General features: G+C 71.0%; 12 protein-coding genes and 1 pseudogene. 5 read left to right on the top strand and 8 right to left on the bottom strand.

Annotated elements, in window-relative coordinates; all coding sequences use genetic code 11:
* Nucleotides 1-191 precede the first annotated feature (191 nt).
* Nucleotides 192-1,328 (top strand): FAD-dependent oxidoreductase, encoded by a 1,137-nt coding sequence (locus ACWCSD_RS38185; protein ID WP_449922229.1) that lies wholly within the window; start codon nucleotides 192-194, stop codon nucleotides 1,326-1,328.
* A 41-nt stretch (nucleotides 1,329-1,369) separates the two neighbouring features.
* Nucleotides 1,370-1,822 carry a hypothetical protein gene (locus tag ACWCSD_RS38180; RefSeq protein ID WP_397156882.1) on the top strand — a complete coding sequence of 151 codons (453 nt, stop codon included), beginning with the start codon at nucleotides 1,370-1,372 and terminating at the stop codon, nucleotides 1,820-1,822.
* A 176-nt stretch (nucleotides 1,823-1,998) separates the two neighbouring features.
* Here ACWCSD_RS38180 and ACWCSD_RS38175 read toward each other — a convergent pair whose 3' ends face one another.
* Complete coding sequence (locus tag ACWCSD_RS38175) at nucleotides 1,999-2,304, bottom strand: hypothetical protein (protein WP_449922227.1); 306 nt, start codon at nucleotides 2,302-2,304, stop codon at nucleotides 1,999-2,001.
* Nucleotides 2,305-2,948: 644 nt separating this feature from the next.
* Here ACWCSD_RS38175 and ACWCSD_RS38170 point away from each other — a divergent pair.
* Nucleotides 2,949-3,311 (top strand): annotated as a pseudogene (locus tag ACWCSD_RS38170) (integrase core domain-containing protein); the annotation flags it as partial.
* Here ACWCSD_RS38170 and ACWCSD_RS38165 read toward each other — a convergent pair.
* Complete coding sequence (locus ACWCSD_RS38165; RefSeq protein ID WP_449922225.1) at nucleotides 3,286-4,182, bottom strand: hypothetical protein; 897 nt, start codon at nucleotides 4,180-4,182, stop codon at nucleotides 3,286-3,288. The pseudogene ACWCSD_RS38170 and the gene ACWCSD_RS38165 overlap by 26 nt on opposite strands.
* On the bottom strand, nucleotides 4,179-4,526 hold the full coding sequence (locus tag ACWCSD_RS38160; protein WP_449922223.1) for a hypothetical protein: 348 nt from the start codon (nucleotides 4,524-4,526) through the stop codon (nucleotides 4,179-4,181). The genes ACWCSD_RS38165 and ACWCSD_RS38160 overlap by 4 nt, the downstream gene beginning before the upstream one ends.
* Nucleotides 4,527-4,562: 36 nt before the next feature.
* On the opposite strand from ACWCSD_RS38160, the gene ACWCSD_RS38155 reads away from it, so the two are divergent.
* Entirely contained in the window at nucleotides 4,563-4,751 is a 189-nt protein-coding gene (locus ACWCSD_RS38155) for a CHAT domain-containing protein (protein WP_397156874.1), read from the top strand.
* 30 nt (nucleotides 4,752-4,781) lie between these two features.
* On the opposite strand, the gene ACWCSD_RS38150 is transcribed toward ACWCSD_RS38155, so the two are convergent.
* The 5 genes from ACWCSD_RS38150 to ACWCSD_RS38130 all read right to left on the bottom strand — a co-directional run bounded on the left by ACWCSD_RS38150 (nucleotide 4,782) and on the right by ACWCSD_RS38130 (nucleotide 9,386).
* Complete coding sequence (locus ACWCSD_RS38150; RefSeq protein WP_449922220.1) at nucleotides 4,782-5,765, bottom strand: hypothetical protein; 984 nt, start codon at nucleotides 5,763-5,765, stop codon at nucleotides 4,782-4,784.
* On the bottom strand, nucleotides 5,762-6,607 hold the full coding sequence (locus tag ACWCSD_RS38145) for a hypothetical protein (RefSeq protein ID WP_397156870.1): 846 nt from the start codon (nucleotides 6,605-6,607) through the stop codon (nucleotides 5,762-5,764). Before ACWCSD_RS38145 ends, ACWCSD_RS38150 begins: the two co-directional genes overlap by 4 nt.
* Nucleotides 6,608-6,765: 158 nt before the next feature.
* Nucleotides 6,766-7,662, bottom strand: coding sequence for a hypothetical protein (locus tag ACWCSD_RS38140; protein ID WP_449922218.1), 897 nt, complete (start codon nucleotides 7,660-7,662; stop codon nucleotides 6,766-6,768).
* Nucleotides 7,663-7,807: 145 nt separating this feature from the next.
* The gene (locus ACWCSD_RS38135; protein ID WP_449922216.1) at nucleotides 7,808-8,731 is read right to left on the bottom strand and encodes an endonuclease/exonuclease/phosphatase family protein; all 924 of its coding nucleotides are present in this window, start codon (nucleotides 8,729-8,731) and stop codon (nucleotides 7,808-7,810) included.
* Nucleotides 8,732-8,810: 79 nt separating this feature from the next.
* Nucleotides 8,811-9,386, bottom strand: coding sequence for a TetR/AcrR family transcriptional regulator (locus ACWCSD_RS38130; RefSeq protein WP_397156864.1), 576 nt, complete (start codon nucleotides 9,384-9,386; stop codon nucleotides 8,811-8,813).
* Between the two features lie 53 nt (nucleotides 9,387-9,439).
* Between ACWCSD_RS38130 and ACWCSD_RS38125 the strand changes: the two genes are divergently transcribed.
* A partial coding sequence (locus ACWCSD_RS38125; protein WP_449922214.1) for an SDR family NAD(P)-dependent oxidoreductase occupies nucleotides 9,440-10,380 on the top strand: 941 nt, incomplete at its 3' end.

The following is a 10,380-nucleotide window of genomic DNA, read 5'->3' as shown; positions in this document are numbered from 1 at the left end:
GCCGTGCCTTGACCTTACTCAGGGCGGGTGTTTCCGCAGGTCAAGGCGTCGACGTGCGGCGCGGCCGGACGTCGCCGCCGCCTTGGAAACAGTCGTCCAGAGGCCGGTCAAGCGTTGGAGTCCGGGTAAGGGCCGGACGCCTGCACGGGTATGCGTACCGATGGCCAAGCATCTGATCAACGGAGCCCGACATGCTGCTGGACGAGCGTGGAGTGAGCACACCTGCCAACCTGCCCACTCCGGACTTCACCTTCGATCCCCATCAGCCGGGCGCGTGCCTCGCGGGTCTGAGGCCCTACCGCACGCACTCGTATCGGCTCGAAGGAGAGGAGCTTGGCGACAGGTTCGTCATCCACAACTACGGCCACGGCGGTGGAGGCATCACGCTGAGCTGGGGCTGCGCCGCCGCGGTACGAGACATGGTCCTCAAACGTCAGGCCGAGACCCATATCGTCGAAAGGGAGATCGCGGTGATCGGCGCAGGCGTCATGGGAATGACCGCCGCCACCCTGCTGCTCGACCTCGGGCTGAACGTCACGATCTATTCCGACCGCAAGCCGGTCGAGACCACGTCGTACAAGGCCGGCGGCCAATGGGCCGCGTCGATCCTGGAGTATTCCAAGGACTTCGCCAAGGTGCAGGAGTTCCAGTACATTCTCGCGACCGCCTACACGATGTTCAAGGCCAGCATCGGCAAGGGCTTCGGCGTGTCCGAGGTCGACAACTACAGCGTCCGCCCCACCTCGGGCATCGACGTGGTGCATGAACTCGTGCCGGGACTGCTGCCGCCGCGCGAATATCTCCCGCGCCTGCCGTTCCAAGGACACAACACCTCCGGATACAGGTACCGGACGTTGCTCGTCGAACCGCCGATCCTCATTCCCAGACTGGAACGCGACCTGAGGGCGCGCGGCGTCATGTTCGTGAGCCGGAGATTCATCAACAGCACGGACGTGCTCACGTCCCTGACGCAGAAAGTCATCATCAACTGCACCGGGCTCGGCGCGAAGGAATTGTGGAACGACAACGACATGATCTCGTACCGAGGACAGCTCGCGATGTTGCGGCCGCAGGTGAACCTGGAATACCTGTACGGGCAGAAGGGGTACATGTTCCCGCGCCATGACCATGTCGTCATCGGGGGCACCGTCGAGGAGAACGACCACGAGGTGTTCGATCCCGACAAATGCAAAGACCTGGTGGACTACATGGCCGGCGTGTTCGGCCAGGGGCCCGCAGTGCCGATGCCGGACTTCCACGTTCACCATCCGCGCAACGAGCGCCTGGTCGATCCGAGACTGTCGATCGCCCATGACGCCGAGAACTGAACGCGGGAATGTCAGCAACCACAGGAAGTGACGAGGCGTCAATGACTCAGACAGTTCAGGGATTCAGCGTCCAGGCCAAGTGTCTCACCCAGGACGGCGAGCCGTGGCATCTGCCCGGACCGGACGACACAGCGGAGAAGGGGGAGAGAGTGACCCTGCACATCACTGCCCGCCTTCTCAACTCGTCGCAGCCCTCCACGGACCTGGCGATGATCGAGTGCGAAATGCTCCGCGGATTCACGCCGGTCACGGACTCGCTCGACGCCCTCGTCGCAGGCGGCCTCGTCACCTTGTACGACATAGATGAGACAGATCAGTTGAACCAGCGACTGGAGCTCTACCTCAAGGAAGTCGGCAGCACCCCTACCGAGATCGCCTTCGAGATCGAGTGCAGACACGCGGTCCACAACCTGAAACCATCGACGATCGAACTGTCCGACTCCTACGACGCCGACAGCGGCGTGACCACCACGTATCCCACGGTCAAAGAATGACGAGCCAGTCGTTGAGGGCAGCGGCGGGAATGGCGGCTTCGTAGCGGACAGCACCAGCGCCGGCAGCCCCGCGTACGACAGCTCGGACGCCGCCCGGACCGCCGCGCGCACCGCGGCGGCCGGGGGAGCGCCGGCCGCACAGGCCGGTTCCGCGCCGGATTCCCGGCGGATGGGGACTACCCCCAGCACGGACCCTGGGCGCTGTTGACCCAGTCGATCTTGGTGACGGTCACGGGCAGAGGGTAGGTCTCATGTCCCACCCCGACGTCACCGTCCTCAGCGCGGTGAACGCACATCGACCCGCTCTGGCCGGCCGAATTGACGAACGAGACCACGACGTGGTCCTCGGTGGCGGGCCAGCCGTAGTTGAAGAAGGACCGGACGTTCTTGTAGGGGCTGAAGAGCACCCCGATGGCCGACCAGTCCTCGCCCCGGCCGATGCCGATCTTCGTTGCTTCCGAGATGACCTCTGTCGAATACACGCAGAAATCTCCCCGCCCGCAGCCATACAGGCGATCGGGAAGGCTTGCCGCGCTCGCGGGTGACACGAACGCCAGCCCTGCGAGAGAGATGGCAGCGACAGCAGCCGGGATGAATCTTCTCAGCATGAGATCTCCTCGTTAGTTGTCCGAGCAAGCCCAAAGGCCGTGAAACGCCTGCCCGTCGAGCAGGCAGCGGCAGGCAGGGGCCCAGTCTTGGTGGCTGGTGGATTGTCCGGAACCCCGATTCGCCACGCCACACAAACGTGATCGCGGTAGTGGTGGGGCAGAGCCAGTTCATCTTCTCGGGCCCAGGGCTGTCACCCGGTTCCGGCCTCAGCAGGAACACGCAGCTCAGCTGCCTGTCGTCCACTTGTTCTCGGCTGGTGGGCGATCCAAGCGACTCACTTCCCGATCGGATGGCTCGGTTGGCGCCGCCTGTCCGAGGGCTTGCTCGTACGAGGGTCGGCATGTCCGGCTGCCCGTCAGTCCCACCGTCCCACGAGTTGAGTCCCGCGCGACGCTCCGCACAGGCGGCGAGCGTTAGGCCAGGCGGGAGTGGTCGTCCAGGGCGGTGTGCAGGTAGCTGTAGCCGATCTTGGGCTTGCCGTGCCGGTAGCGGGCGGTGGTGGTGGCCTTGCGGTGGTTCCGCCGCCTTCTGGCACCGCGCCCACGCCCACTTCACCAGCCTGGGCATCACCGTCCGCCGCGTCCTGACCGACAACGGCGCCTGCTACAAGTCCCACCTGTGGCGCGACACCCTCACCGGCCTGGGCATCACCCACAAACGCACCCGCCCCTACCGGCCCCAGACCAACGGCAAAGTCGAGCGCTTCCACCGCACCCTGGCCGACGAGTGGGCCTACGCCCAGCCCTACACCAGCGAAACCGAACGCCGGCAAGCATTCCGATCCTGGCTGCACACCTACAATCACCACCGAGCACACACCGCACTCGGCGGCTACCCGCCCGCCAGCCGCGTACCTAACCTCTGTGGTCAGTACACCTAGAGCCTGGGCGTGTGCAGCGTCCACGCCGGAGGAGTTCGCCGAGCTCGTCGCCTCCCCTGCCGTAACTGCACGGGCCGCACCCGGCCGCCCGGAGTCGGGCCCTCACTCCGGGCGGCGGCGCCGGGAGGTCGGGGCCGCCCTTGTGCAGCCGGGCGTTGATCTGGCCGGCCTCCTCCGCCGTGATCACGCCGTGCTGCAGCTCCACGCCCAGCGCCGTGGCCAGGTCGCGCTGGCGGACGTCCACCAGGCTCTCCACCAGGGTCGCGTACGCGTGGGCATGGCGCCGGCCGGCCGTCCAGCCGCCGGTCACCAGGCCCGCCGCGACCACGGCGCCGGGCCACCAGGCGCAGCCGAGGAGCGCGTACAGCAGGCCCCAGCTCATGGTGAGCGCGGCGGTGTCGAGCGCCGCGCGGGCGTCGCGTACGGGTACGCGCTGGTGATCCTCCAGCAGCGACCACAACCGGGGCCATACCAGGGAGACCCGCAGTCCGTGGTACTCGGCCCGCACCCGCTCCTCCAGCAGCGCGAGCCGCCGCCCCGGCCAGGTGAGCCTGCGTCCGCGCCGTTCCAGCAGCCACAACCGCTCGACCGCGCCCACCGCCAGCCGGGCCAGGCCCGCCGCCACGGCGGCGGCCAGCACCGCGATGACCCCCACCGTCACCAGCGCCACCGGGTCGAGGCCGATCAGGGTCAGGCCGGCGCGGGTGCGCCGGACGAGCAGGCCCAGATCGAGGGCGTGGGCATGGCCGAGGGTGACCGTGCACCAGGCCGCCGCCGCGAAGCAGAGACCGAGCGGCCAGGCCGGGGACAGCCGGCGTTCGGTTGCCTTCTTGCCGACCTCGGTGAGCAACCCGTCGAGCACGGCGGTCACGACTCCGTGAAACGCATGGGCCGCCGGCGCAGGGCGCAGACGGGGGGCCGGTTCGCGGCGTCGCGACCCGACCGGCGGGGGCACCAGCCGTCGGGGCAGACGTACACGCCGCGCAGCTCGGGCCCGGCGGCGCCGAACAGCAGATACGGCTGCGGATGCGGATCTCCGCGCGGCTCGTCGGCGTCGTCGGCCGTGGCGGGGTCGAGCAGCGTCAGCACGTCGCGGGCCGTGCTGCCCTCGTCGAGCACGGTCAGCGCGTCGGCCAGGGCCGCCGTCCAGCCGCCGGCGGCGGCGTCCCGCCGCAGAGAGGGAAGTTCGGCGCAGAGGTACGCCCGCGCATCCACCTGGCCGCGGCGTTCCAGCTCGCGGGCTACCGCAACGTGATCGGCACCCTGTGGTCGATGTACGACGCCTCGGCCGCCGAGGTGGCCGCGGACGTGTACGCCGTTCTCGCCGCGGGCGCCGCCGACCCCGCGGTGGCGCTGCACCGGGCCGTCACCCGGTTGCGCGGCACCGCCCGTTTCGGCAGCCCGATGTTCTGGGCGCCGTACGTGCATATCGGCGTGTGACCGCGACCAGCGGTCGGCCGGGGCGGGCGGTCAGGGCGGGCAGTCGGGGGGCATCCGGAACACGCCGAACTCCAGGCGCAGCGAGTCGTCGGCGGGCAGGGCGATCGCCCGCGCCGACAGGTCGGACATCCAGCAGGCGGGCAGGAGGAAGTACCGCTGGTTGGAGTTGATCAGCAGGCGCAGGCCGGCGTAGCGGAAGCGGTACATCGCGCCGGGGTCGGGCAGGGCGGTCTCGGTGATGCCCGGCCCCTGCAGGTTCAGGCGCCGGGCCGCGTAGACCACCGTGCTCGGCAGCCTGCGCATGTCGGCCAGCGTCCGGTCGGCCTCCCGCTCACCGCGTGACTGCGCGAAGAGGGTGATCCCCCACAGCAGCAGGAACAGCAGCAGCGCCGTGCACAGCGTGCGCCGGACGAGCCGGTCGGTGGCGGAGGGCCTGTGGCGCGGGTCGAGCCGCTGCCGCAGGGAGGAGCCGTAGACCAGCAGGAAGACGCCCAGCCCCAGGCAGAGGGGCATGGCGTAGGCCGGCAGCGGCCGCCATCCGGCCACTCCCGCGTAGGGCGGCAGCGATCTCCATTCGCCCAGGCTCGCGTAGGGCGGCAGCAGTCTCCATCCGGCCAGGCTGCCGATGCCCACCGCGGCGCCGGCGACTCCGACGACGGCCATGACCCTGACCGCCCACTTGGCGAAGGGAGGATGCCGCTCGGCGGAGCGGGTCAGCCACGCGTGCGCGGGCGGCGCGACCAGGGCCACCACCAGGACGAGGATCAGCGGCTCTGCCGCCAGCGTGACGCTGCGCAGCGCGTAGTCCTGCAGGGACAGGCCCAGCATGCTCTGGTCCACGCCGAGGCGGGCGTACATGGTGTTGGTACGGACCGCCCCGAAGTACACCATGATGGCGGCGATGAAGGTGGTCGGCGTCACGACGTGGGCGAGGATCCGCCACAGGCGGGACACGTCCTGTCCGGTGCCGCCGTCGTCGTCCGGGGGTTCGGCGGCGGGCGGTGGGGCGGTCACGACGGGCCCGGCGCCGGGCCGGTCTCCTCCGGCGGCGGCTCGGGATTGTCGCCGGGCGCCCCGGTCTGGCCGCCGGTGTCCGGCGGCTCGCCGGGTGGCTCGGTGCCGGGCGCTTCGGAGGACGGCTCGCCCGGCGAAGGCCCGGCGGGTTCCGACGGTTGCGAGGGTCCGGACGAAGGCTCGGACGAGGTGCCGGACGAGGGCTGCGGGGGGCCGGGCGAGGCGGTGATCGTCGCGCACTCCGGGAGCGTTTCGGTGCCGGACACCACCGCGCACGCGTTCTTGAGGTAGCCGGCCGGGACCTGGCCGCCCTCCCGCTCGATGCGGGCGATGACCCGCCGGACCCTGTCGCGTTCGCCCCGCGCGGCGGCGCTCTCCAGTTCCGCCTGGTCGAGCATGGCGAACATCGGGCGGCGCAGCTGTTCCGGAATCTTCGCCCGGAGGTTGTTCGCGACATCGGCCTGCTCGACCGACTTGTCCCAGTTCCCGGTGTTCGCGTTGATCACCGCGCCGCAGGCGTTGGCCACCGCCTTCTCGCTGTCGGAGCTGCGGGGGTCGGCGGCCACCTGGTTGATCTTCTGCGCCGCCGGTCCGGCGAAGTCCTGTTTCTGGAAGACCTTCTGGCAGTCCATACCCACCTGCATGGTGGGGTCGGGGAGGTCGCCGGCTTCGTCGGCGTCGTCGGGGACGATCGGGGTGTCCGGCGTGATGACGGGCCGGGCCTGCTTGGGCGCGCTGGGCCCGGCCTCGCCCGCTTCCGAACCGTCCGGTCCGCTGCCGCCGCCGCAACCGCCGGTCAGCGCCACGGCGGCGAGCACCGTCGCCACCGCCCGCCAGGACATCCCCACCGTTCCCCCGAATGCTCCACGACCTATCGGAAACAGGTCATACCGCTTGCAGTCGGACGCCACTCTCGGACGACCCGAAGCTGGGGAATCCTTTGTCCTGCGGGATCGGGCGGAAGGCGGCCGGGCCGGTGGTCGCGGCCCGGCCGGGTGCGTCAGGCCGGCGGCACCGCGCCGTTCTTGGAGACGGGCACGGCGAGCTGCGAGCCGCCGGTGAGCCGCAGCTCCTCGGCGGGCAGGTTCGCCAACACCGGGTTCAGGTGCTTCAGCGTCAGCCCCACGATGGGGGTCGCCGGGCTGACGACGTCGAACTTCTCCAGGTCGACCCAGCGGACGAGGGCGAACACGTCCGCCGGGATCTGGTCGCCGCCTTTCTGCACCGGGACGCAGAGCTGACGGGCGGCGGCCACCTGCACGGTCCTGGGCGGGATCTGGTTGACCAGGACGGGGTTGAGCTGGGTGAGGTTCAGCGCCTTGTTCATCGACGGGTTCGGCGTGTGCGCGTAGCACAGCAGGTCGATGTGCGAGACGACGTTCAGGACGTCCGGCGGCGGGACGACGCCGTTCTTACTGACCGGCACGCACAGCTGCTGGGGCGAGCTCAGCGTGACGCTGAGGCCCGGCAGGCCCTGCAGGACGGGGTTGAGGTGGCGCAGCGACAGAGGCAGGTTGATCTGCGGGCCGGTCACCCGGTAGCAGGACAGGTCGACGTACCTGACGAAGTCGAGCGCGGGAGACGGCGGGATGACGTTGTTCTTGGCCACCGGCACGCAGAGCTGCTCACGCGGACCGAGCGTGACCTGCACGGGCGGCTGGTTGGCGAGCACCGGGTTGATGTGCTTCAGCGTCAGCGCGACGGCCGGCGGCTGGTACGTCGTGGTCTTGAAGCAGTCGAGGTCGAGGTTCGACACGAGCTCCTTGGCCGTCGGCAGCGCCAGGGCCCCGGCGGGGGTCGCGACGAGGAAGGCGGCGACGAACACGGCCAGACCAGCGGATAAGAGACGTCTTACCGCGGTCGTGGCGTGACGGTGGGGGGCAGGTCTTCCGTTCATCCATCCTCCTGGGCGGTGATGTGCCTTGACTGTGCGCCCGCGCGACCTGCCCGACAAGGTGGATGGCCGCTGTTTGACAGGCCCCTGTCAGCAGGCACGGGGCCGTGGCCCGCCCCGTGCTCCCCGGGGCGGGCCACGGCCTTGCTCACGACAGGGTGACGGTCCCGACCAGCACGCGGTGGTCGGAGCACAGGCCGCCCGGGTTGCCGGTGCACGTGGTCGCCGGGGCGAGCGAGTCGGCCGCGTAGGCGCCGCTGATCCGGTCCGCCCTGGCGAAGATCATGTCGAGCTTCGTGCCCGAGCCGCAGGGGCCCTTGCCGTCCGGCGTGCTGACGGTCAGCTCGCCGTAGCCGGGGCAGTTGCCCGCGTCGGCGTCGTCGAGCTCGTGGTAGCGGCCGGTGTTGCCGCGGTTGTTGGGGGTGTTCACGGTGGGGGAGTAGTAGCCGTTCAGACGGGCGGCGTCGGGCGGCAGGTTGAAGTCGCCCGCGACGACCACTGTGTCACCGGCCGCGTGGTAGGCCTCCAGCCTGGTCAGCACGGCGTCGAGCTGGGCGGCGCGGTAGGCGTCCACGTAGGTGGTGTGCGTGACGCAGAACCGCAGGCCGGGGCGGGACTGCAGGGGGGCGCAGAGCATCTTCCGCTTCTCGGTCTTGCCGTCGTCGGGCAGGGTGATGCGCTCGGCGGCCCCCAGGGGCTGCTTGCTGAACAGGGCGTTGCCGTACTCGCCGCCGCCGCACGGCCCGCCGGTCTGGGCGGGGTAGGTGGCGACGAACCGGGCGAAGTTGCCGTCGTCAGCGGGCCAGCCGGCCTCCCGCAGGCCGGTGACCAGCGCCTGGTACTGGCTCGCGCACAGCTCGTTGAACGAGACGAGCGTCGCGCCCCGCGCCACGATCGAGCCCACGGCGGCCCGGACCATGCCGTTGCCGGTCGAGCCGTGGTTCAGCGTGTTGCCGGCCGCGTTCCAGTGCCAGACGGTGACGGGCGTGGCGGCTCGGGCCGCGCCGGGCACGGCCGAGACGGTCAGGACCGACGAGACGATCACAGCGGCCAGGCGCCTGGGAAACCACACGGGCTCGCTCCCCGAAGTCGATGATCGGTGACGTACAGCGGACCAGAGCCGGGTCCGCCGCGTCAACGCCCCGACGCCGTCAGGCGCGCTCGGGCCAGCCGGACTCCAGCAGGTCGAAGACGGCGTCGAGGGCGGCGCGCGGGTCGGGCTCGGCGCCGGCCAGCTCGGGGATCTCCAGCACGTACCGGGCCAGCGCGCGCACGGTCATGTCGGCGGGGTCGCGCCCGGTCTCGGCCGCGATCGCCTCGGCCAGTGAGCCCTCGGCGGCGATCCAGAGCCGGCGCGAGTACTCCCGCAGGGCGGGCGTGCCCACGATCAGGTCGCGTTTGCGCCGCTGCTCGGGCGGCAGGTCGCCGGCGAACGGCCCCCGCTCGGCCAGGCAGTTCCGCAGGGCCGCCAGCACGCTCTGCCCGGGGGGCCGCTCGCGGACGGCGGCGGCCAGCCAGACGTGCCGCTCGTCGCCGTCGTCGAAGATCAGCGCGTCTTTGCCGTCGGGCACGTGCGCGAACAGGGTGGCGATGGAGACGTCGGCCTCGTCGGCGACCCGGGCGACGGTGACGCTGTCGTAGCCGTGCTCGGCGAACAGCCGCACCGCGGCCTCGGCCAGGGCCTTGCGGGTCTGCGCCTTCTTGCGTTCGCGGCGTCCTGTCGTCATGCTCTCATCGTAGCAAAAACTAGAATGATTCTGAATTCATAGCGACTACAGAAATGAGCGCTCCCGTGTCCTCCTCCTCCGCGCCCTGGGACGTCCGGCGCCTGCCGTCCGCACAGGGCAGGCACTTCCTGGTCACCGGCGGCAACGCCGGCATCGGCTACTTCGTGGCCGAGCAGCTCGCCGGCACCGGCGCCACCGTGATCCTGGGCAGCCGCGACCCCGCCAGGGCGGAGACCGCCGCGCTGTCCATCCGCGGCCGGGTCCCAGGCGCGCGCGTGCGGCAGGTGCCGCTCGACCTGGCCGACCTCGCCTCGGTCGGGGCCGTCGTCGCGGCGCTCGGACTGCCGAGCCTGGACGCCGTCGTGTGCAACGCCGGCGTGCTGCTCGACGACCCGCCGCGGCGCGAGACGAAGGACGGCCACGAGCTGATGTTCGCCACCAACCATCTCGGCCACTTCGCGCTGGTCGCGCACCTGGCGCCGCTGCTGGCCGCCGCCCCCGCCGCCCGCGTCGTGACCACCGGCAGCCTCACCGCCAGGTCCGAGACCCTGGACCTGGACGACCTGCAGAGCCGCGGCGACGTCCGGCCCAAGCGGGTGTACGCGCGCTCGAAGCTGGCGCAGATGCTCTTCGGCTTCGAGCTGGACCGCCGCCTGCGCGCCGCGGGCGCCACCACGGCGAGCGTGGTCACCCATCCCGGCGGCGCGCTGGACTCCCTGACGCCCTCGCGGCCGATCCGGCCGCGCACCGCCGGCGAGCGGCTGCGCGGCCTGCCCGCCGGGCTGCTGCTGCAGGGCAAGGAGGCCGCGGCGTGGCCAGCGGTGCGGGCCGTGCTGGATCCGTCCGTACGCGGGGGTGAGCTGTGGGGGCCCAGGGTGCTGGGGATGCGCGGCCTGCCGGCCCGCGAACCGGTGCGCGGGCACATGGCCGACCTCGAGCTCGCGGCCCGGCTGTGGGCCGCCAGCACCGCCCTGACCGGCCTGGACCCCTTCGC

Source organism: Nonomuraea sp. NPDC001684, assembly GCF_053596515.1.
This window is presented reverse-complemented; position numbering and strand designations above follow the sequence as displayed.